The following is a 21,494-nucleotide window of genomic DNA, read 5'->3' as shown; positions in this document are numbered from 1 at the left end:
GGGTGATAGCGTGGCGGTGGAGAGTTATCACTCTGCCCGGAGCACCTCCCGGTGGTTAAGGGGTTTTATACCCGGACCGTATTCAGCAGATAATCGGCCAGCCGCAGACTCAGTGCTGCGCCGGTCAGGGTGGGGTTCATACAGGAGGCGGACGGCATGACGCTGGTCCCGGCAATAAACAGGTTTGGGTGATCGTGGCTCTGGCAGTGGCGGTTAACCACCGAGTTCGCCGGGTCGTCACCCATTATCGTCGTGCCCATAATGTGCTGGCGGTCCTGATACTGCGTATCAATTTTCAGTACGTCGGCGTTAAGCAGCTGCGCAAAGCGTTCGAAGTCCTTCAGTCCCTGGGTTTTTCCGGCATGCCAGTAGTCGGTTACGCTGTAGTAGATCTCCGGCAGTGGAATGCCGAGCGCGTCCGTTTTTGTCCTGCTGGGAAGCCCCCGGTTTTCCGCCAGCGGGAGCGTTTCAAAATCAATAGCGAAGTTCAGCGACCGTGCCGACAGGCGATGCAGCGCCTTATCCAGCGCGGACCCGAGCACCCCCTGCTGGATCAGCGACGCGGCATAATCGGCAGTCGGTACCGTATTGCGCACCTTAATCTTGTAGCTTGGGAAGTCCCGGCGAAAGTCACCGTCGCGGTTATTAAGATAGACCAGCAGCTCGGTCGGCCCCTGGCCCGGCCACACATCCTCTTTCATCATCAGGTTCATGCTGATGCCGGTATGGCCCATCAGATTGCGGCCCACCTGGTCCGAGCCATTCGCGATACCGCCTGGGTAGCGGGGCGAGGTGGAGTTCAGCAGTAGCTTGGGCGATTCGATGCCGTAGGCGGCCAGCACGAAATGGTGGGCGGTCAGCTGATGCTCCGAACCGTCCGGTTTTTTGTAGCGGATGCCGGTGATTTTACCCCGATCGTCGGCCTCAATGCTGACCACCACCGAGTTATCCAGCAGCCTGGCACCCTGTTCCAGCGCTTCGTCGATATGCATGGAACCGTCATACTTGGCAGCAATGGGGCAGACCGGATTACAGTTGTTGTTGCCCGCGCAGGCCGGGCGTTTTTTCCACGGACGCGTGGCGCGGCCATTCGGCTCCAGCACCGGATGATAACCGCCTTTACCCAGCATGGCGGAGAGGCGGGTAAACAGGTAGCTGGGCGGCAGGCCCGGCATCGGGAAAGGCCGGGAGCGCGGTGGCCATGCCCCGCCGCCGTGGCCGCTCTCATCCTGCCCGTCGACGCCGGACACCCCCAACTCGGCTTCGGCCTCGCCGTACCAGGGCTCCAGTTCTTCGTAGCCAAAGGGCCAGTCGCGACCGCGCCCATAAAGGCTGTGCAGCCTGAAGTCGTTTGGCACCATGCGCCACAGCGCGGAGCCAAAGTGCCAGGTGGTACCGCCGACCACGCGAAGGTAGCGGGTGGCGTACTTTACCGGGCCGACGTGCTGGATGTAGTCGCCATAGGTGGAGGGAACGTGTGGCAGATCGGGGTAGGGGGAACCTACGCCCTGGAGCTTCATATTGGTCAGCGACATTTTAAACGGCGAATTGCGAAAACGTTCGACGATCTCCTGGCGCTTAACGCGTGGGCCAGCCTCGACGATAATCACCGACTTTCCGGCCTTTGCCAGTCGGGTCGCGATAAGGCCGCCCATCACGCCGGAGCCAATGATAATCACCTCGGCATCGACGGGTCTGTCCATTACTCCTCTCCTTTGGTTATTTGCGGATCGTCAGGCTTGCTGCCCCAGGAATCAGGGCCGCCGCCGTAGGTGGGTATGACCAGCACGCCGCGGGTCGGCAGGTACATCATGGCGTCAGCATAGGCAATCAGCTCGCGGTCTGCGCCTTCACCCACCACGCCGGTGTACCAGGCGGCGACAATCAGTGACGCGGTCTGACGCCGGGGATCCTGCACGGCAAGCGTGCGGGCAAGATCGTCAACGTGGGTAAAGCGCTGCGTTTCCAGATACCGGGCCAGCGTGCTAAAGCGTGTAGAGAAGTCCGCTACGCGACGGTTCAGCGCGGCAAAGTAGCGGGCGCTGAGCACCGGGCTGACCGGACGACTGACCAGGAAGGCCGCGATCTGTTGAAAGGCCTGGGTTTCCTGGGTGCGTGCGGCGGCCTGCTGCGGAAAGAGCGAGGCGGTGAGCGCGCTAAGCGACAGTACCGCCATGCCCTGTAACAGCCTGCGCCGGGACAGGGTCAAGGGTAATGAGGTGGGTTCAGACATCTCGCCTCCTTCTGCGGATGATCAGGGCCGCCGCGAGCAGGACAACGGCGAGGGCGGCCCCCGCCAGTACGCCAGGCTGGGTGAGCCGGACCAGCAGCGGCGTGGCCCCGCCCCGGCGCAGCCCGGCGACCTGTTCAGCCGTGACGTTTACCTGCGGGTTACCAAAATTCTTCATTACGTAGCGGCTAACGTCGGCAATCTGCTGGTCACTCAGCCGCATCGCGAAATCGGCATCCGGCCCGAACGCGGGCATGGCGACCGACTCACCCTGAACATTGCGCTGGACGCCAAACAGGATGGTGGCGATCAGATTATCCGGGCGGCTGGCGCCGGTAGCGCTGTTATGGAACAGGGAAGGGTAGCGAGCGTTACCGCTGCCGTCGGGCTGGTGGCAGCTGGCGCAGCTGGCGCTGAATACCTGCCAGCCGGAGTCGGCCTCCTGCTGCCCGCGCAGCCGCGCCTCACTGGCGGAGGGTCCGCCCAGACTCTCTCTGGCCGTTACCTCGCCGTTATCCACGGCCGGTAGCTGACGCAGCCAGGCCACCATCGCCGCAATATCCGCATCGGAGAGGTATTGCAGGCTGTGCTCCACCACCTCGGCCATCGGACCGGCCGCCTGCGCCTTGCCCGGTACGCGTCCGGTTTTCAGGTAGCGGGTTAGCTCTGCCGCCGTCCAGCTACCGATCCCCGACTGGGGATCGGGCGTGATATTGGGCGCATACCAGCTGCCCAGGCTGCCGCCTGCCAGCGCCCGATCGTTCTGCTGGCCCATCAGCATATTGCGCGGGGTATGGCAGGTATCGCAGTGCGCCAGCGCATTGACCAGGTACTCTCCGCGCGTAGCGGGAGTCGAACGGGCCTGTGGCTCACGGGCGAAAAGGGCGTTCCACAGTGCCATAGCACTGCGGAAGCTGAACGGGAAGGGGAGCCGCGTCCGGGGCGTGGGCGTATCGGATGGCGTCACGCCCTGCATAAAGTAAAAATAGAGCGCATGCATATCGTCATCGGTGATGCGGGCGTAGGCGGTGTAGGGCATCGCCGGGTAAAGATGCTCACCCTGGCGATTAATGCCCTTGCGTACTGCCCGAACAAATTCCGCTTCGCTCCACAGGCCAATGCCCGCTGTTTTTGACGGTGTGATGTTGCTGGCGTAAATGCTGCCCATCGGGGACTGAATGGCGTAACCTCCGGCCATCGGCGCGCCCTGGCGGGGTGAGGTGTGGCAGGCGCCGCAGTCGGCGGCAGTAGCCAGATACTTCCCCCTGGCCAGCAGATCGCTATTTTCGTTGCCGCCCGCGCCATGGACTGCGCTGCCCGGCAGCCGGTTAATTTCGGTGCTGCCAGCAGCATAACCTGCGCCGCTGAGCAGCAGCAGGCTTATCGCCAGCGGCAGACAGAGATATCTCACCGGGCAGCCTCTACAGCAGTTCGTAATCGTTAAAGATCAGCGGCGTTTCGCCACCGTTGGTTAACTCCACCTTGCCGGGATCGGTGAGCATCGCATCGCCACGGTGGATCCAGATCTCTTTATTACGGTTCGGCTGGCCGGGAACAGCCACCAGCAGGCGGCCTCCGGTGAAGAATACCCGTACGCCGGGACCGTGCTGGGCGTAAGCGCCGGTTCCTTCACCGGGCTGCAGCGTGACCTTCCAGCCCTTCACGGTTTTCTGACTGAGTACCTGCTGGAAGAGCGGGCTGTCCGGTCGGGTTGCGTCACCAAAGCCCAGTGGGCCATGCTGTTTGATTTCAAATGCCACCTGGTGATTGATCGTGGTATCGATATTGGTGACCCGATCGACCGTCGACTTGCCCTGATGCGCGCCAAACTTGACGTTGCCGCTCTTCATCTCGCTCTCTTTGGCGGGTTTGTCAGGCCAGCTGATGCTCACCCGGCTGCCGTTAACGTGGGTATTGACGTAATCAAGGTGCTGCTCATGATACTGGGTTGACTGGCCGGGACGGATAATCACCCGCATCACCGTGACATACTGATTCTCCAGGATAACGTGATGCAGCGGCTCAAGGTCAGTGGCGACGCCTTTTTCCACCGCGCTGGCCGCGGGCAGGGAGGTCAGCGTAAACAGGCCTGCGGTAAGCAGGGCAGCAATCAGGGGACGTGTTTTAAGGGGCATAATGGCTCCATGAGTGGGGGACTCAGCCCGGTGGACACGGCCCACCGGGCGGTGGCTAAGGTTACTCTTCTACCAGCGTGACCCAGTTGGCACCTTTACCCGTGGGGTAACGGCCCACCAGGGTCAGGGCGCCGGTGACGTTGTCACGGGTATACAAAGAGAGTTGGGTGGATTTTTGCCCGGATTCGATCAGGAAGCGGCCGCTGTTATCAATGGCGAAGCCCCGCGGCTGCTCTTCGGTTTTGATGCTGGAGAGCCAGGTCAGATGACCGTTAACAGGATCGACAGAGAACGATGAGAGCTGACTCCGGGTGCGCTCGGTGGAGTAGAGAAAACGTCCGTCCGGGCTGAGATGGATATCGGCCTGCCAAATTCGCGGTTTAGCCGAAGGCGGCAGCTTATCGTCGCCGGTCAGCGGCCGGGCTTCACCACGCTGCATATCCTCTTTGGGCGAGACGGAATTCACCTCCTCCTGGGGGGTGGCGGTACCGTCAGGATTGAGGGTCAGGCGGGTAATATTGCCCGCCATCTCGGTGAGAATATACATATTGCGCTTGCCCTGCCTGTCCAGCCCCGGTGCGATAACGAAATGGCGCGGGCCGGTCGCCGCTTCATGCTGAATATTTACAAAGGGTGGGTTAGCCGGGGTTACCCTGCCACTGGTCGCATCAAAGTGATACTGCAACAGCTGGTCAGCGCCCAGCAGCGTGACGTAAAGGAAGTGGTTGGTCGGGTCAACCTGAATCGCATGCGCACGTTTGCCGGTATGAACAACCTGCACCGGCGGCGTCTCCACCCGGCCCTGAGCGTCGATGCGGTTGATGCTGAACAGATCGCCGCCGTAGGAGGCGCTAAGCAGATAGCGCCCCTGTTTATCCAGTGACAGATAGGCCATGCTTTCCGGCAGCGGCGTCTCACTGGCTTTCACCAGCGTGCCGTCGGGCTGAATATGCCAGGCCGCCACCCGCCAGGGCTGGCTGCGTACCGAAACATAGAGGGTTTTCTTATCGGCAGAGACCACCGACGACATGGCTTTCTCGCCAGTCGGTAAGGTGCCGGTGGGGATCAGGCCGGGCTTCTCTTTATCCAGCTGATAACCGGTAACCGTGCCGCTGTCGGCGTTAGAGACATAAACCAGGGTGCGGGCCTGTGCGCCGCTGAGGGTTGCCAGCACTGACAGCAGCGCAGCGGCATAAACACGTTTTTTTCGCATATTTTTTTCCTGTTGTTATCTGGCGTTACCAGCTTGTGGAGAAGGCTTCACAGAGTTCGCTGACCTGGGCTTCGTTCAGCGGCTCTGGCTTATTCGTGGCCTGCATCCATAAGCGGGCGGTCTCCTCCAGCTCCTCCAGCGCATAGCAAGCGGCGGACACGGATCGGCCCCAGATAACCGGCCCCAGGCGTTCGAGCATCACCCCTCTGACCTCGCAGGCAAGTTTTGCCACCTGCTCCGCTACCTCAGGCGCGCCAGGGCGGCGGTAGGCGATCAGCGGAATGCGTCCTACTTTCATTACCTGATAAGGTGTGATCGGCGGCAGAATGCTTGCGGCGTGCCAGACGCCCGCCAGCGTCAGCCCCACCAGATGGGTGGAGTGGGTATGGACCACGCCCTGAACCTCCGGGTTACGATCGTAAACCTGGCGATGCAGCAGCAGGGTTTTGGAGGGTTTATCGCCCGATAGCCAGTCGCCGCTAAGAGAGACTTTCGCAATCTGCGCCGGCGTCAGTCGGCCCAGGCAGGCATCGGTCGGGGTGATAAGCCAGCCATCGTCCAGTCGGGCGCTGATATTGCCTGCGGTGCCGACGGTATAGCCACGTGACCAGAGGCTGAAACCCACCTGGCAGATCTCTTCACGAAGCTGATTTTCATTTTTCATCATTACACTCTTTCATTCGCATCAGTGGGGTAGCAGTGTCGGGCAACAGGGCGGCCTGAGGCCATCGGTTAGCGATTAGCCGCCGCGACCTGGGCCGCGCCACCGTTTTTTTTCAGCACCAGCGGTTCCACTTTCCCCATAATAAACATAAAGTTAAACGCGCCGAGCAGGCAGATGCCGCCCGCCACCAGCAGCGGCACCACAAAGGATCCATGGCTCAGGCTGAGCATCAGACCGGTAAAGGAGGCCGTGACGATCCCCGCCAGGTTGCCCGCAAAGTTCTGAATACCGCTCAGCGTCCCCACGTAGCCCGGGCCGGGGGCGACGTCGGCAGGCAGGGTCCAGATATTGGCGGCGGTAAAGGCCAGGCCCGCATAGGTCAGAGAAAACAGCGTCAGGATCACCGGCATGCTGTTGGTAAAGGCGGCAAAGGCGATCACCGATGAGAGCAGCATCCCGGCAATCAGACAGGTTTTACGCGCGGTGGTCAGCGAAAATCCCTTGCGATACATCCAGTCGGAGCACAGGCCGCCGAGCAGGCTGCCGGGGATACCCATCAGCGCGGGGATAGCGCCCAGCGTACCCAGCTCCTTGAGAGAGAAGCCGTGCGCCATGGTCAGATAGGTTGGGAACCACGTCACAAAAAAGTAGGTGGCAAAGTTCATGCAGAAGAAGCCGATCATCATTCCCCAGACCGTCCGGTAGCGGAACAGGCCGGGAATATTGACCTTCTCGCTTTTATCCACCACCTGCACGCTGCGATCGGCCAGTAAATTTTCGCGCTGAACCGGGTCCAGCCCCTTAATCTCCTCAGGTTCGCGATAGAACAGCATCCAGATAGCCACCCATACCAGCCCCAGGCCGCCGGTAACCACAAAAGAGGTTTCCCATCCCCAGGTGCCGATCAGCCATGCCACCAGGGGCAGGGCGATGGCGCTCCCGGCGCGCGGGCCGGCATCGAAAATACCGCTGGCGGTCGCGCGCTCTTTTTTTGCAAACCAGGAGTAAACCACTTTGGCACAGCCGGGATAGCCCCCCGACTCACCCAGTCCCAGCATCAGGCGGAAGGCAAAAATCGAGGTAAAACCGCGTCCGAAAGCGGTGAAGACGGTAAACAGCGACCACCAGCCCACGGCGATGGCCAGCCCCATACGCGCACCCAGCCGGTCAATCATTCGACCGGCGGGGATCTGCATCAGCGCATAGGTCCAGAAGAAGGCCCCGAGGATAAGCCCCATGCTGGTGTCATCCAGGCCGAGATCCCGTTTAATATGGGGTGCCGCAATCGCCAGATTAATGCGATCGATATAGTTAATGGCGATGGCGAAGAAACAAAACGCGATCATTAGCCAGCGGATCCGAGGGTATCTACGCATGGTGAATTCCTTTATTATCCTGATGCTTTTACGAGGGTTATCAGACGGAGGATGCCCCTGACTGTCGCAATCCCTGTTATCATTCGGTAAAATTTGAAGGTAAATTGATAACACGATGTTAAAAGTAAGCGATTACAAAAAACAGTCAAGCGAAAAGTAAGCGCTTTCAAATCTAAGTTTTCGCTGTCTGCAAAATTTGTGGGCGACGTCACTCATTTCAGCATGGAGTTCCATCATGTCCGATAAGCCCGCTCTGCCTGGCAGAGTCTCCCTGGAAGATGTTGCTAAACGCGCTGGCGTGTCGACGGCAACCGTGTCACGCGTGCTGAACGGCAGTGCTTCGGTGCGCCAGTCGCGGCGTGAAGCGGTAGAGCGGGCGTGTGAGGAACTGGGCTATGTGATTAATCGCGCGGCGCGGACGCTGGCATCACGCAGAAGCATGACGATTGGGGCGGTAGTGCCGACGCTTGCCACCGAAACCTTCTCCAGGCCGCTGGCCGCCTTTCAGCAGCAGATCCACCAGTCCGGGTATACCCTGCTGCTGGCGAACTCCGACTTCGATCCGCAAACCGAACTGCAGGAGGTTAACAAGCTGGTGGAATACGGCATTGATGCACTGATGCTGGTGGGTAATTCACACCATCCCCGGCTGCGGGAGCGTATCAACCAGCTTGATATTCCCTGCGTGCAGACTTTTTCCGTTGATCGGCAGCACCCGAGCGTCGGCTACGATAACGAGCATGCGGCAGGCGAGCTTACCCGGCATCTGCTGGCGCTGGGGCATCAGCGGTTTGGGGTGATTGTCGGTACGCCCCCCTCCAACGATCGCGTGTTCGATCGTATTACCGGCACGCGTGAGGCGCTGGCGGCTGCGGGGATAGCCCTGGCGGAAGTGAACCTGATTGATAATGCCTTTACCATGAACGATGCGCGCCAGGCGATGTTTCGCCTGCTGGACGGCCCGGAGCCGCCCACGGCGGTGATCTGCGGCAACGATCTGCTGGCATTTGGTGCGCTGCGCGGCGCGGGGGAACGTTATCTGCGGGTACCCAACGATATATCCATTACCGGTTTCAACGATTATGAATACGCGGAGCATCTCGAGCATCCGCTGACCACGATGCGCGTGGAGCTGGATGAAATCGGCCGCTGTGCGGCAGATTATCTGTTGGCAACGCTAAATGGCCAGCCCGCGACGAGGCAGACGCTGCTCACCCCACGGCTGATTGTGCGCAGCAGCACCGGGACAGCCCCGCGCTAGCCTGAGCGCGGGGTGATTCGGTTAGCTTACAGGATCCTGGTAAGATCCCTGGATTTCCTACCGTGTTAACTGACCATCAGAGCCAGACCTGGATAGATTCCACTTCTGTCTCGCCGCTTCAGGGCTTTTTTGAAAATCCTGCATGGCCTGTTCCAAACGCCTGGCCAGATTCTGCTTATCGTTCACCTGCTTAAGCTGAATAGCCAGATCGTTCACTGTCGGACTTGAGGTTCGCGGTGGCTGCGGAGCCAGATCTGAAGCCCTGGGGCTTGAGATTTCCGGCGGCTGGGGAGCCCGCACGGTCTTTCGGCTGAGGCCCGGACTGGTTAGACCCCACTTCTTCCTCGCCGCTTCAGGGCTTTTTTGAAAATCCTGCATGGCCTGTTCCAAAAACCTGGCCAGCTTCGGTTTATCGTTCACCTGCTTAAGCCGCATAACCAGATCGTTCACCGTCGGACCTGAGGTTCCCGATGGCTGCGGAGCCAGATTGGTAATCCTGGGACTTGACATCCCCGGCGGCTGCGGAGCCCGTACTGTCTTTCTGCTGAGGCCTGGACTGGGTAGATCCCACTTTTCCCTCGCCGCTTCAGGTTTTTTTTGGTGATCCTGCGTGGCCTGTCCCATCATAAGCTTAGCCAGCTTTTGCTTATCGTTCACCTGCTCAAGCTTGATAGCCAGATTAGTCGCCTTTAGGATTGAGGTCGGTGGCGGGGGAGCTGGACGCAGATTGCCCATCCGATCCCCTGACTGGATTTGATTTTTATTACAAGAAGCCTGTGACTTCTTCAAATTAACATTACTGTTAATAACTGTTGATAAACGCGACAATAAAGATAAAGTATTTTTAGGCTGGATCCTGGCCATCGAGTACAAGGCCTTAAAGCCTGTAACAAAACCAGGACCCGAGATAATAGACATATTCACATTTCTCACTATCTTCTAAAATTATAGGATTCCGACGTGGAACTCCTGCTCAGGCCCGCCTGAGCATAAGCTTCAAAGAATACCACTAACCGGGTCCGTCATAACTCCCCTGGTGCTGTAAAAAATTAAAGTTGAGCGGTTTTTGTAAGTTAAAAAACCCCTGGCTGCGGCTACTTAGTGGCTTAGTTTTCCTCGACCACTGACGCAGATGCTCGTGTAAATTATCCACCTGACTGCTCACTTACAATAATAACGCTAATACGGTTGGTAATATGAATCGCTCAGGAAATACCAGACTTTATAATGCAGCTTAGAGTAATAAGAAATAATGCAGCTTATAGTAATAAGAACATTGTCAGATATTGATACTCAAACGTCTGTCTGCATCAGTATCAACACTTTATTACGGTTTCAGAATATTACAGTCTTTATCCTCTTAATTATTTCGGATAGTCCCTGTTCGAGAGAATAATAAGGCCTCTCCAGTTTAAAGGGTAAAGGATCCAGTAATATTATGGTGGTGCAAACTGCAAAAACCGGGCAGCAAGGATATTTTTTCTAAATCCCATCAGCTGAAGGGCAAGCACCACCCTCTGGCGCCTGCAGTGCCGTTCTTTTTTACTGCCTGGAGGCTGGAAGATAAATCAGACAGTCTACTCGCGACAGGTCAGCCCAAAGGATTCGAAGGTCGCCCGCGCCTGCGGCGTGCGCAGCGAGGCAAGCAGTGCCGCCGCATCCTGCGGATTGGCTGCCGCGCGGAAAATACCCCCGGCAAAGGCGGTCACCTTCTGCGCCTCATCGGGCAGGGGGCCGATCACTTTCACACCCGGCACCATCAGCAGCTCGCTGATTTGCTGTAGGGCGAGATCCGCCTTGCCCGTCAGCAGCTGGCTGGCGGTAAATCCTTCGGGGATGGTGGTACCGCGCGACGTCATCTCCGCTTCAATGCCCAGCCGCTCGATCAGCGTTTGAAAATAGATGCCGCTGGCCCCCCCGAGCGACCAGGCCACCGAGCGTGCTGCCAGCAGCGTCTGCTTAAGCGCCGACAGGCTGCTGATATCCGGCGCGACCGCATCGGGTAATATGGCCAGACCAATGCGCGAATCCACCAGATCCACGCGGCTGTCGGCAATTATTACGCCTTCCTCAATCAGCCGCTCGATCACCGGTACGGTGAGGATTGCCGCATCGGCCGGGGCACCGGCGGCAATTTTTTTCTCAATCACCGAAGTGGGATTCCACTCCAGCGTCAGTTCGCAGTGGGGATGCTGCTGCAAAAAAGCCTGCTCCAGTGCGTCAAAGGGCGCGCGAACCGCCAGTGCGCTAAATACGCGCAGGGTTGTATTTCCGGACATACCGTACTCCTTAATAATGGGATCAGCGCGTAATGCGCAGGTAGCGCTCATTTCGAATCAGCGCGTAATGCACATTTAGCGCTAATAATTGTATCAGCGCGTTTTACACAGGTAGCTCTCATCCAGTTCAGACGGGGTGCGCACGCCGAGTAGCGCCAAATCGCGGTCGATTTCATCACGCAGAATATGCATGGCATGCTCCACGCCTGCCTGCCCCCCGATGACGGCCCCATACAGAAAAGGCCTGCCAAGCAGAACCAGATCGGCGCCCAGCGCCATGGCTTTCATCACATCGGTGCCGCGGCGAATGCCGCTGTCGATAATCACCTTCATGCTGCCCTTTTGCGCAGCCACCTCGGCCAGCGAATAGAGGGGCGGCAGGGTGTGATCCAGCTGGCGGCCGCCGTGATTGGAGAGGATCACCGCATCCGCACCAAGATCGCGAGCAATAAAGGCATCCTGCGGCGACATCAGCCCTTTGATTACCAGATTTCCCCGCCAATTCTTACGAATGGCCTCGACGTTTTTCCAGCAGAGCTTGTCGCGCGCCTGGGTGTTTCGCACTTTGCCCGACATCATCGGCGGGCCGCGCTCGGCGTCGGTATTTTCAAAATGCGGCGCGCCGTGACGCAGGAAGGTCTGCGCGACGGTGCCCAGCAGCCAGCGCGGGCTGAGCGCGCTTTCAAGCGCCACCTTCGGGGTGATCTTGATCGGCATACTGAAGCCGCTGCGGATATTGTGCTCGCGGTTACCCAGCATCGGCGTATCGCCGGTGACCACCAGCGTGCTGAAGCCCGCCGCCGCCACGCGATCCAGCAGCCGGTCGATACGCGGCTGATCGCCCGCCAGATAGGCCTGAAACCACGCATCCGGGTTAGCGGCATGTACGTCCTCCAGCTTGACCAGTGAAGAGGCGCTGAGGATCATCGGCACGTTCATTTCACGGGCGGCCCGGGCAAGCGCGATATCGGCCTGATAGGCGACAAAGGAGGCACCGCCCAACGGCGCAACGCCGAAAGGATGATGATAGCTGTGACCAAACAGGGTGGTGCGCTGGCTGCGACCCGAAACGTCTCTGAACATACGAGGGATAAACGTATAGCGCTGGTAGGCTTCAAGGTTACCGGCAATACCGCGCCCGGTTTCAACCCCGCCCGCCACATACTGATAGATCATATTGGGCAGGCGTCGACGGGCATGGCGTTCAAAATCGTCCAGGGCCAGCAGATCGCGAAACCGACGCGGCAGCTTTGCCGTCGCCGGTGCGGTCACGACGGTAGCGGTATCCGGGTCAACCCCGCGCAGCGTGGAGGGCGTAGCAGATGAAGTCATAATGCGTTCTCACAGTCGGTGAACAGGGTTAGCAGTGAGGCATCAGGGCATGACGGGGCATGACGCAAAATGCATTTATTTTGTAAGCGCTTTCAATTGTGATCAATTATCGTTAATATTTCAACATAACATTAACAACGTGAACCGCGTAATCTGTGATCGGGCTCACTTTACAGAAACATTTGTAAGCCCTTACATTGGAACCCGTGCCCGACGCGGTACGACTATACCGGGCAGAGCACGCCCGCCGAGCTGACTCTCTGGAGCGAATCATGACCCGTATTGTTTTACTGCACGCCACGCCGGTCGCCATGGCGCCGATTGATGCGGCCTTTCGGGATATCTGGCCCGAGGCCGAAACCATTAACCTGCTGGACGATGGCCTGTCGGTGGACCGTGCGCGCGAGGAGACACTCTCCCCGGCATTAATCGATCGCTTTGTTCGCCTGGGCGAATATGGCTATGAGATGCAGGCCGGGGGCATTCTGGTAACCTGCTCGGCCTTTGGCCCGGCCATCGACAGGCTGGCGGAGACGCTTCCTGTACCGGTACTGAAGCCTAATGAAGCAATGTTTCACGAGGCGGTGCAGCAGGGAAATACCATCGGCATGCTCGCCACCTTTGGTCCTTCGATACAGACCATGACCGATGAATTTAACCAGTACGTCGCGGAGCATCACTCTGCGGCCACGCTGACCACCGTGCTGGTGGAGGAAGCCATCGATCTGCTGAAGAAAGGTGACGTCGAGGGGCACAATCAGCGGGTGGCCGCGCAGGCAAAAGAGCTGGCGCACTGTGATGTCATTATGCTTGCCCACTTTTCCACCTCGCGCGCTGCCGACAGCGTTCGTCAGCAGGTTGCAATCCCGGTACTGACCGCGCCCCATGCCGCCGTGAAGCGGATGAAGGCCAGCGTGGCGGCAGCGGATCGGCACAGCCCCGCAGGCGTAAAGGAGTAGATAATGTTAATTGGCGTAATAGCGGATGATTTTACCGGGGCCAGCGATATCGCGGTGACGCTCGCGAAAGGGATACAGGGTGAGGGCGGCCTGAAAACAACCCAGTACCTGGGGGTGCCCTCGCGGCCTGCTGAGGCAGAAGTTGAAGCGGGGGTGGTCGCCCTCAAAAGCCGCTCTGTTCCGGCGGATCGGGCCGTGGCCCAGTCGCTGGCCGCCTGCCGCTGGTTACAGGCGCAGGGCTGCGAGCAGATCCTTTTCAAATACTGCTCGACCTTTGATTCAACCGACAGCGGCAATATCGGGCCGGTCATTGATGCGCTGGCGACGCATCTTGGGGCCAAAAGCGTGGTGGTCTGTCCCGCTTTCCCCGCCATGGGCCGCTCGGTTTATCAGGGGCATCTGTTCGTGGGCGATCGTCTGCTTAACGAATCGGGAATGCAGCATCATCCGCTCACGCCAATGACCGATGCCGATCTGCGCCGGGTACTGCAACGCCAGTCGCATAATCCGGTTGTGCATATTGGCTGGCAAACGGTGAGCCAGGGTAGCGACGCGCTGAGCCGGGCATTGGCGAAAGTAGAACAGCAGGCGGAAACCTCACGCGAACGTGCGTCGGGCGCAGCGTCCGATATCGCGCAGCAGGCGGATAACCTTCGTGAACGTGTGCCGGGCGCAGCGTCAGATGCTGGCCTGCAGGCGAACGCGACCACGCTGGTGGTGGTGGATGCTATCAGCGAGGCCGATCTGGCGGCTATCGGTGAAGCCTGCCGCCATGCGCCGCTGGTCACCGGCGGCTCCGGCATCGCCCTTGGTCTGCCGCACAACTTTATTGCGCAGGGGCGGGTAAGCGGCCAACCTGCGCGTACCCCGCAGGTTCCCGGTGCGGAAGCGATTCTGGTCGGCAGCTGTTCGGGGGCCACCCGCGAGCAGATTGCCGAACACAAGAAACATCACCCGGTGATGATGATCGACGTTGGCGACGTGATGAGCGGCATAACCGGTCCCGATCGGCTGGTCGACTTTATTCAGGCGCATCAGGGGCAGTCTCCGCTGGTTTACTCCTCCGGTGATCCGGCGTCGGTCAGGCAGATCCAGCAGCAATACGGCCGTGAGAAGGTTGCCGCTGCGCTGGATGCGCTGTTTGGCACCACCGCACAGCGGCTGGTGGCCGCGGGCACCCGACGTATCGTGGTCGGTGGAGGGGAAACGTCGGGGGCGGTGGTCAGCGCGCTGGATCTGGGTGCGCTGACTATCGGTGAAGAGATCGATGTGGGCGTACCCGCGATGTTTTCTCAGGGGGAGGAACCCATCGCGCTGGCGCTAAAATCGGGTAACTTCGGGGGGAAAACGTTTTTCGCCCGCGCGGTCGCCTCACTGCGCGGCTAACACCCTCTCAGCCGCGTCTCTCTCCGCGCTTTCCTGCGCCGCGTCGAGGGCAGGGAAGCGCGAGCCGGCCGGGGGCTAGAGATTCACCAGCTTTTGCAGAACGGTGAGCTGGCTGACCGCCTGATTCATCGCATCCATCCCCGCTGCGGCATCTTTGAGTCGGCTGATATTTTCCACCATGCTCTGCCGTCCAAGCGCATTCTCTTCGCTGATGGTCGCGATCTGTCCCTGAGCCGAGAGGCTCTTTTGTGCCATATCCGTTGTCGTGCTGGCGCTGCGACCCGCCAGCTTTTTCAGCGTGGCCAGCGTAGTGACCGTTTCGTTGATGTTTTGACGGGTAGCATCCGCCTGTTCTTTTGACGAGCGCGCCAGACGGCGTACCTCCTCCGCAACTACCGCAAATCCGCGTCCCGCCGCGCCAGCGCGCGCAGCCTCTACCGCCGCGTTAAGCGCGAGGAGGTTGGTCTGATCGGCAATGGCGCCGATGCCAGCAGTTATCTGGGTGATGCCGCGGGAAATTTTCTCCAGCTCGGCAAGCTGTGCGGTGAGTTCTTCCTGCGCGGTCAGGGTGATGGCGGCGGCATCGTTAATCGCGCCAATATTCACCCCTGCGATGTCCAGGGCGTCGCTCTGGCGGTTGGTGGCCTGCTCAAGCAGCGGGAAAGTATTGATCACCGGCGCGATGGCCTGCTGGTAGGCAATGACCTTATCAATCACGCCGGTCTGTAGCGTATGCAGGGCTTCCCAACGCCGCAGCGAACGCTGTGCGTAGTGTCCGGCATAGGCCGCATACTCGACCGCAAAGCGCGTCATAGCCTTCACATCCCGGTCGTAAAATACCAGCGCTGACAGCGTTTGGTTAATTGGCACACCGAAAATTTCGCCAAAGCTTGAGAAGCCCGCGGCGGTTACGCCACTAAAGAGCTTGGCCGAAGGCAGGCTGTCCGGGTTATTCAGACGACGCAGCAGGCAGTCATTAAGCAGCATTGCGCTGGGTTTGCCTTTACCGGCTGAAAATTTCAACCACTCCTGCTGTGTGGCATTAACAAAATCCTGCGCCTCCAGAAGATAAAGGCGATCGCCAAATTCCAGGTCGCAAAAAAAACTGAGACTGTCGGTATTAACTTTAGCGACGGAACGAATAAAGTATTCCTCTCCGACTTTCACGCCAAATGTCGTCCCCTGTAAATGTTTTTCAAGCTGGGAAGGCGGGCATTTAAAATAGTCAGCAAGTGCCTCAACGATCGGTTTCTGCTGTCCGTCGGTATCAAACAGCGAGGAAACGGTGCGGGTGACCGGGTTCGCTTCTGCAATTAGCCAGCTTTGCGAGGTCGGGGTAAAGTTCTGGCTCTTAAAGGGTGCAAATGATTTACCTTTCGCCATCTTACAAAATACAATCACCGCTTTATTCTGTAACAGCCCCTCATGCGTTCCAATCCAGGTGTTCAGGAAGTCCGTACGTCCGCCCGCTGATCCGCCTATTGCCAGGCAGGGGAAACGTCCGCTGTCATACCAGGCCTGCATCAGAAATCCTTCTGCCGAAGAGAGGCCGTCGCAGTAGATCATCGCAAAGGTATCTTCAGAGGAGAGCGCCATACTGACCGGCATTTTGTCTAACTGGCGTCGGAGCGCGGCTATGCGCTGCCCGGCCGTGGCCTCGGGCGGGATAGCCAGGTCCAGCTGATGCACTTCATGTTCGGCGATAGTTTGTTGCGGCAGCCAGAGCCAGCTGCCCATCGGCCCGCTGGTGTCGCAGTAGGTAGACTGCCCCTTTTTTGCACAGAGCGCGCCGGTCGACGAAAGCACGATAATCCGGCGATGCGGGGTGCTCAGTTTCTGCCAGGCGCTGTTGATCCGGCTGAAATCGGCTTCGGGCGGCACGAAGACCATCATCAGGCCCCGGCCATCGCCGCTGCCAACCGGAAACCGCGTTGGCACCGCCCGACAGTCAAACGTATTGCTGGCCGGCCGGGCCGCCAGTGAATGTATTTTACGTGGAATAAGGGTATTCCACAGATATGATGCGATGGACATGCTGTGCTCCAGGGGATAATTTAGCTTAAGTCTTTATTTATGGATATGACTTATCTAACCCCAATTTAAATGTTTATTTTTAATTAGGATGAAAACGTGGAGAATTTGGCTGTTATATAGCAAAGAAAATTAAAGGCCGCAAATAATGCCTGTTTTTATTTTTCTTTATCATTCACCCAGGAACGCGACAATAACTCAAACACAATCGAGTTATTAATACGTTAATAAATCTCCTCAGAACTTTTTACCCACATTGAGGGCAGGACAGAGCATTTCCTGACGACGCCGCAGCCCCTTGTTGTTGAACGAACCTGCGGCGGCGTAGGGGTATCCGTTTAGCCCGTTGTCAGGTGAAAGGCGGAGACGGCCTGGGTGAGATGACTGACCTGTTCTTCGAGCGAGGCGGAAGAGGCAGCGGACTGATGAACCAGCGCCGCGTTTTGCTGGGTCACGCTATCCATCTCGGTCACTGCCTGTTCAATCTGGCTGATGCCGCGGCTCTGCTCTTCAGACGCAATGGAAATCTGGTTCATCAGTGCGTCCACCTGAGTAACCGATGTGATAATGGCGTTGATGACTTCGCCCGTCTCTGATACCAGCTGTGAACCCGACTGAATGCTGGCTACTGAGGCGACAATCAGACCCTCGATCTCTTTTGCCGCGACGGCACTTCGCTGTGCCAGCGAGCGGACTTCTCCGGCCACTACGGCAAATCCGCGCCCCTGTTCACCCGCTCTGGCCGCCTCTACCGCCGCATTAAGCGCCAGAATATTGGTCTGAAACGCAATGCCATTGATTACCCCAATGATATCCTCAATTTTTTTGGAACTGCTGTTGATTTGCTCCATTGTCTGAATAACGTCGCGGGAGACGCGATCGCCTGAACGGGCATTTTGTACGGCCTGCTGGGTAAGGCGACTGGCTTCATGTACGTTCTCATTATTCTGTTTTACCGTGGCCCCCAGCTCCTCCATGCTCGCTGCCGTTTGCGTCAGGGCGGCAGCCTGCTGCTCGGTTCGCGAGGCCAGGTCAGTATTTCCGGCGGCAATTTCCTGCGAGGCGCTGGAGACGGTCTGTGCCGAGTGCCGCACCTGACGAATAATATCGGTGAGCGAGTCGCGCATCTGCTCCATCGCGCTCATTAATGCCTGGATTTCACTGCGTGACGGTGTCACAGGTAGCGGCTTATCCAGCACACCGGCCGCTATCTGACGGCAGTGGTCGCGGGCAAGCGTGAGTGGAGCCAATACGAAGCGGCGCAACAGGATCAGCACGGCTGTAATGACGATCAGAAACAGCAGGCTAAAGGTGGCGATCAGACCCAGGCCGAACGTGAAGTTCCCCTGGGCCGTGGCATTAAGGTGTTTAGCATATTGCTCATGCAGGGCCAGCACTTTATCAAGCACGATCTCATACTGCCTGTCGAGCCGGACTACGTTTGGGATCTGACGATCGAATCCTGCCCGGTCGCTGGCCGTAGCCGCCAGGATAAGCGGTTGCAGGCCCTGCTGACGGTAGGCGAGATAAGCCGTGCGATACTCATCAGCCAGCGCCTGTTCATCGGACAGCTTAGGCGCTGCGAGATACGCCTGGAATGCCGCATCCGCTTTTGATACGACTTCATTAACACCGTCGAGCGTCGGTTTCGAGGAAAGCGTGGCGCTATTTTCCATGGCTTTCATATATTCCATCAGGCGAACGCGCAGGGTACGACTGTGGTTAATAGGATCAATAATTGAAAGCACCACGCGTATTTCTTTGTTGACCTTATCCAGCGAGGTGTTACTGCGCGTCAGAAGCCAGACGTTAGAGAGCATACTGGTTATAAAGAGGGTAAATAACACAAGCAGAACAAGCAGGGAGGACTTTTTCAGTGACATCGTAGCATCCTTATCTAAGAAAAGTTAAAAGTAATATCGGCAACGCTGCGGGAAAAATTACCCTTTTTTGAAAATGAGTAAGCTCTGGGTTGCTTTAATTTTCCATAATAATTTTAACGAGTTACGATGTTAGCGAGAAAAAACCGTGCGACCCGTCGCAATTTTGCAACCGCAGCGGAATAATTATTTTTTGCTCGCAGGCTTTGTTAATGATTTGCAAGGTTATTTGTCAGTGGGTGAAGAAATGATTTGTTAAAAATTAAATAATGGCTGAGTGATTAAGAGCTAATTTCTTTATTTGACTATACTTGGATGAAAAGGCTCGCTATTTTTAGTTGTCCCGTTCTGTTGTTAACATAATTATACTACCAACTAAACCTGAAGAGTAATGTAGTCGAATAATAATCTTCCCTGAATATCATCGTATTTAACATTTATTTCATGCCCCTCGCGGGGAGAAATAGTTTTTAAACTGGATCTGGAACGGAGGAGAGGAATGGCCCCGTATGCTTCATTCTGGCAGGCAGGATTTGAGGGTGCCGATCACCTAAACCGACAGGGCGTGCGTCTGTCGATGATCGACGCTAACGGACACGGTGCGAAGGCAGGGGAAGATTACCTGGCGCTCGGTGAATTTGGCATCAGGACCGTACGTGAAAGTGTAGGCTGGCGGCTGTGCGACAGGGGAACAGGATACGATTTTAGCAGCGTCGACAAACGTATGCGGGCGGCAAAGCGGGCAAACGTACAGATATGCTGGACGATTTGCCACTATGGCTGGCCGGAAGGGACCGATCCCTTTCAGGTCGATTTTGTGCCGCGCTTTGCCCGGTTTTGTGCCGCCCTGGCAGCCCATCTGGCCCCTTACTACGCAACTCCACCGGTCTATTCGCCGGTGAATGAGATTTCCTTTACCAGCTGGGCGCTCTCCGTGGGGTATTTTCCCTCGTCGGCCGGGCCGGGTCACTTAACCGGGATTGAGTCCAAACGGCAGCTGGTTCGCGCCGCCATTGCCGCCTGTGATGCAATCTGGCAGGTCGATCCCCGCGCGAGGATCATGCACTGCGATCCGCTTATCCATATTGTTCCGCCCCTGGGCGAGGAGGCGATATGGGGGGAGCAGGTGGCAGGTGAATGTCACGCCCAGTACCAGGCATGGGACATGCTTTGCGGCAAACTGGAGCCTGAGCTGGGCGGGGCGCCGCGCTATCTCGATCTGATCGGGGCCAATTATTATCACGACAATCAGTGGGAATACGTCAGTAATCACCGGCTGTGGTGGCACCTCGGCGATCCGCGCCGTGCGCCGCTGCATACGATGCTTCACTTTCTCTCACTGCGCTACCAGCGCCCCATACTGATCGCGGAAACCAGCCACGTGGGCAGCGGGCGGGGCGCATGGATTAATCATATTGCCGCTGAGGCCGCTCAGGCCATGCTGATGGGCACGGAACTTACCGGCATCTGTCTCTATCCGGTGACCGATCGACCCGAATGGGATAATGCCGATATCTGGCATCGCAGCGGCCTGTGGGATGTTATCCCTGGCGCCGCGGACCCCTTTGTCCGCAAACTGGACCAGCCCTATGCCGACGCGCTTTATCAGGCGCAGGCGACGACAGCACATTTTCAGAACAAATGGATTCAACAGGATCATAATGAGGAGAGTGCAATGACAACCCCTACGCTGATTGTTTTTAGCCACTTACGCTGGGATTTTGTGTTCCAGCGTCCGCAGCATTTACTCTCACGGCTGGCCAGGCATTATCGGGTGGTGTTTATCGAAGAGCCGGTTTACGAGGCGGGTGAGGCCGGACTGCATCTCTCTCATCCGGCCCCCAATGTGACCGTGGCGCGACCGCATACCGACGTTCGCCAGCCTGGCTTTCATGACGATCAGATTGCGCGTCTCCAGCCGCTGATGGCGGCGCTCTGCCCCGAGGGGCGACCCATCGTCTGGTTCTATACGCCGATGGCACTGCCGCTGCTTACCCCGCTCGATCCTGCTCTGGTTATCTATGACTGTATGGATGAGCTGGCCGCCTTCGATCAGGCGCCGCGCCAGCTGTTACAGCGTGAATCTGCACTGCTTAAGCGGGCCGACCTGGTATTTACCGGTGGTCCCAGCCTGTATGATGCCAAACGCGCGCGGCACTCCGATGTGCACTGCTTTCCCAGCAGCGTCGATGCCATTCACTTTGAGCAGGCGCTGGACAGAAGCAACGAGCATCCTCTGCAGGCGGCGATACCTCATCCCCGGCTCGGCTACTATGGCGTGATCGATGAAAGGATCGACACCACCCTGATGGCTCAGCTGGCCGATGCCCATCCTGAATGGCACTTTATCTACGTCGGTCCGGTCGTGAAAATCAGCCAGGCGGCGCTGCCGGTGCGCGACAATATTCACTATTTTGGTATGCAGCCCTATCAGGCGCTGCCGCAGTTTCTGGCTGGCTGGGACGTCTGTCTGATGCCGTTTGCGCTCAATGCCTCCACGCAGTTTATCAGCCCGACGAAGGTGCTGGAGTATATGGCCGCAGCGCTGCCGGTAGTAAGCACCGCTATCAAAGATGTGGCTACGCCCTATGGCGAACTGGTGATGATTGCCCGCGACGGAGCCGATTTTGCGCGCCACTGTGAGCGGGCCATCGCCCTCTCCACTACCCAGCGGACCGCGATGACCGCCGGGATGAAGGCCGTGGTGAGCAACACCTCATGGGAGAAGACGGCAGATGAGATGGCCGG

15 protein-coding genes and 1 pseudogene (1 of these 16 only partly in view) are annotated in these 21,494 nt (G+C 58.0%); 4 read left to right on the top strand and 12 right to left on the bottom strand.

The annotated features are described in order from the left end of the window. Positions 1-65 precede the first annotated feature (65 nt). From A1830_RS04065 to A1830_RS04035, 7 genes are all read right to left on the bottom strand, one after another. A complete protein-coding gene (locus tag A1830_RS04065; RefSeq protein WP_067702075.1) occupies positions 66-1,703 on the bottom strand; it encodes a GMC family oxidoreductase in 1,638 nt (545 codons plus the stop codon). Further along, complete coding sequence (locus A1830_RS04060; protein WP_067702072.1) at positions 1,703-2,233, bottom strand: sugar dehydrogenase complex small subunit; 531 nt, start codon at positions 2,231-2,233, stop codon at positions 1,703-1,705. Before A1830_RS04060 ends, A1830_RS04065 begins: the two co-directional genes overlap by 1 nt. Continuing rightward, a complete protein-coding gene (locus A1830_RS04055; RefSeq protein WP_082804085.1) occupies positions 2,226-3,641 on the bottom strand; it encodes a c-type cytochrome in 1,416 nt (471 codons plus the stop codon). The genes A1830_RS04060 and A1830_RS04055 overlap by 8 nt, the downstream gene beginning before the upstream one ends. 10 nt (positions 3,642-3,651) lie before the next feature. After that, positions 3,652-4,365: a hypothetical protein gene (locus A1830_RS04050; protein WP_067702069.1), complete on the bottom strand. Its 714-nt coding sequence runs from the start codon at positions 4,363-4,365 to the stop codon at positions 3,652-3,654. Positions 4,366-4,426: 61 nt separating this feature from the next. Next, positions 4,427-5,578, bottom strand: coding sequence for a lactonase family protein (locus tag A1830_RS04045; RefSeq protein ID WP_067702066.1), 1,152 nt, complete (start codon positions 5,576-5,578; stop codon positions 4,427-4,429). A gap of 25 nt (positions 5,579-5,603) precedes the next feature. Next, a complete protein-coding gene (locus tag A1830_RS04040) occupies positions 5,604-6,245 on the bottom strand; it encodes a 3-oxo-tetronate 4-phosphate decarboxylase (RefSeq protein WP_231877559.1) in 642 nt (213 codons plus the stop codon). A gap of 65 nt (positions 6,246-6,310) precedes the next feature. After that, positions 6,311-7,618 carry an MFS transporter gene (locus A1830_RS04035; RefSeq protein WP_067702063.1) on the bottom strand — a complete coding sequence of 436 codons (1,308 nt, stop codon included), beginning with the start codon at positions 7,616-7,618 and terminating at the stop codon, positions 6,311-6,313. A gap of 235 nt (positions 7,619-7,853) precedes the next feature. Here A1830_RS04035 and A1830_RS04030 point away from each other — a divergent pair, with 235 nt between their 5' ends. Next, complete coding sequence (locus tag A1830_RS04030) at positions 7,854-8,879, top strand: LacI family DNA-binding transcriptional regulator (RefSeq protein WP_067702060.1); 1,026 nt, start codon at positions 7,854-7,856, stop codon at positions 8,877-8,879. 57 nt (positions 8,880-8,936) lie between these two features. On the opposite strand, the gene A1830_RS04025 is transcribed toward A1830_RS04030, so the two are convergent. The 3 genes from A1830_RS04025 to A1830_RS04015 form a co-directional block, all read right to left on the bottom strand. Next, on the bottom strand, positions 8,937-9,797 hold the full coding sequence (locus tag A1830_RS04025) for a hypothetical protein (protein WP_156484933.1): 861 nt from the start codon (positions 9,795-9,797) through the stop codon (positions 8,937-8,939). Positions 9,798-10,456: 659 nt separating this feature from the next. Further along, on the bottom strand, positions 10,457-11,158 hold the full coding sequence (locus tag A1830_RS04020) for a molybdate ABC transporter substrate-binding protein (RefSeq protein ID WP_067702055.1): 702 nt from the start codon (positions 11,156-11,158) through the stop codon (positions 10,457-10,459). A gap of 93 nt (positions 11,159-11,251) precedes the next feature. Then, a complete protein-coding gene (locus tag A1830_RS04015) occupies positions 11,252-12,490 on the bottom strand; it encodes an alpha-hydroxy acid oxidase (RefSeq protein ID WP_067702052.1) in 1,239 nt (412 codons plus the stop codon). 272 nt (positions 12,491-12,762) lie between these two features. Here A1830_RS04015 and A1830_RS04010 point away from each other — a divergent pair, with 272 nt between their 5' ends. Both A1830_RS04010 and A1830_RS04005 read left to right on the top strand, forming a co-directional pair. Then, entirely contained in the window at positions 12,763-13,449 is a 687-nt protein-coding gene (locus A1830_RS04010; protein ID WP_067702049.1) for an aspartate/glutamate racemase family protein, read from the top strand. A gap of 3 nt (positions 13,450-13,452) precedes the next feature. Continuing rightward, the gene (locus A1830_RS04005) at positions 13,453-14,835 is read left to right on the top strand and encodes a four-carbon acid sugar kinase family protein (RefSeq protein WP_067702046.1); all 1,383 of its coding nucleotides are present in this window, start codon (positions 13,453-13,455) and stop codon (positions 14,833-14,835) included. A gap of 75 nt (positions 14,836-14,910) precedes the next feature. Here A1830_RS04005 and A1830_RS04000 read toward each other — a convergent pair whose 3' ends face one another. Continuing rightward, positions 14,911-16,869, bottom strand: a complete 1,959-nt coding sequence (locus A1830_RS04000; RefSeq protein ID WP_067702043.1) for a methyl-accepting chemotaxis protein — start codon at positions 16,867-16,869, stop codon at positions 14,911-14,913. A 335-nt stretch (positions 16,870-17,204) separates the two neighbouring features. Then, complete coding sequence (locus A1830_RS03995) at positions 17,205-18,749, bottom strand: methyl-accepting chemotaxis protein (RefSeq protein ID WP_067702041.1); 1,545 nt, start codon at positions 18,747-18,749, stop codon at positions 17,205-17,207. 496 nt (positions 18,750-19,245) lie between these two features. Here A1830_RS03995 and A1830_RS03990 point away from each other — a divergent pair. Next, positions 19,246-21,494, top strand: a pseudogene (locus A1830_RS03990) (glycosyltransferase) (it continues 1,323 nt past the right edge of the window).

This window comes from Erwinia sp. ErVv1 (genome assembly GCF_900068895.1).
In the GTDB taxonomy this organism is placed as follows: domain Bacteria; phylum Pseudomonadota; class Gammaproteobacteria; order Enterobacterales; family Enterobacteriaceae; genus Erwinia.
This window is presented reverse-complemented; position numbering and strand designations above follow the sequence as displayed.

What these genes read in the sequence shown, in the direction of transcription:
- A1830_RS04065 (WP_067702075.1), bottom strand. Translation starts at nt 1,703, where the DNA reads ATGGACAGACCCGTCGATGCCGAGGTGATTATCATTGGCTCCGGCGTG.
- A1830_RS04060 (WP_067702072.1), bottom strand. Translation starts at nt 2,233, where the DNA reads ATGTCTGAACCCACCTCATTACCCTTGACCCTGTCCCGGCGCAGGCTG.
- A1830_RS04050 (WP_067702069.1), bottom strand. Translation starts at nt 4,365, where the DNA reads ATGCCCCTTAAAACACGTCCCCTGATTGCTGCCCTGCTTACCGCAGGC.
- A1830_RS04045 (WP_067702066.1), bottom strand. Translation starts at nt 5,578, where the DNA reads ATGCGAAAAAAACGTGTTTATGCCGCTGCGCTGCTGTCAGTGCTGGCA.
- A1830_RS04040 (WP_231877559.1), bottom strand. Translation starts at nt 6,245, where the DNA reads ATGATGAAAAATGAAAATCAGCTTCGTGAAGAGATCTGCCAGGTGGGT.
- A1830_RS04035 (WP_067702063.1), bottom strand. Translation starts at nt 7,618, where the DNA reads ATGCGTAGATACCCTCGGATCCGCTGGCTAATGATCGCGTTTTGTTTC.
- A1830_RS04030 (WP_067702060.1), top strand. Translation starts at nt 7,854, where the DNA reads ATGTCCGATAAGCCCGCTCTGCCTGGCAGAGTCTCCCTGGAAGATGTT.
- A1830_RS04025 (WP_156484933.1), bottom strand. Translation starts at nt 9,797, where the DNA reads ATGTCTATTATCTCGGGTCCTGGTTTTGTTACAGGCTTTAAGGCCTTG.
- A1830_RS04020 (WP_067702055.1), bottom strand. Translation starts at nt 11,158, where the DNA reads ATGTCCGGAAATACAACCCTGCGCGTATTTAGCGCACTGGCGGTTCGC.
- A1830_RS04015 (WP_067702052.1), bottom strand. Translation starts at nt 12,490, where the DNA reads ATGACTTCATCTGCTACGCCCTCCACGCTGCGCGGGGTTGACCCGGAT.
- A1830_RS04010 (WP_067702049.1), top strand. Translation starts at nt 12,763, where the DNA reads ATGACCCGTATTGTTTTACTGCACGCCACGCCGGTCGCCATGGCGCCG.
- A1830_RS04005 (WP_067702046.1), top strand. Translation starts at nt 13,453, where the DNA reads ATGTTAATTGGCGTAATAGCGGATGATTTTACCGGGGCCAGCGATATC.
- A1830_RS04000 (WP_067702043.1), bottom strand. Translation starts at nt 16,869, where the DNA reads ATGTCCATCGCATCATATCTGTGGAATACCCTTATTCCACGTAAAATA.
- A1830_RS03995 (WP_067702041.1), bottom strand. Translation starts at nt 18,749, where the DNA reads ATGTCACTGAAAAAGTCCTCCCTGCTTGTTCTGCTTGTGTTATTTACC.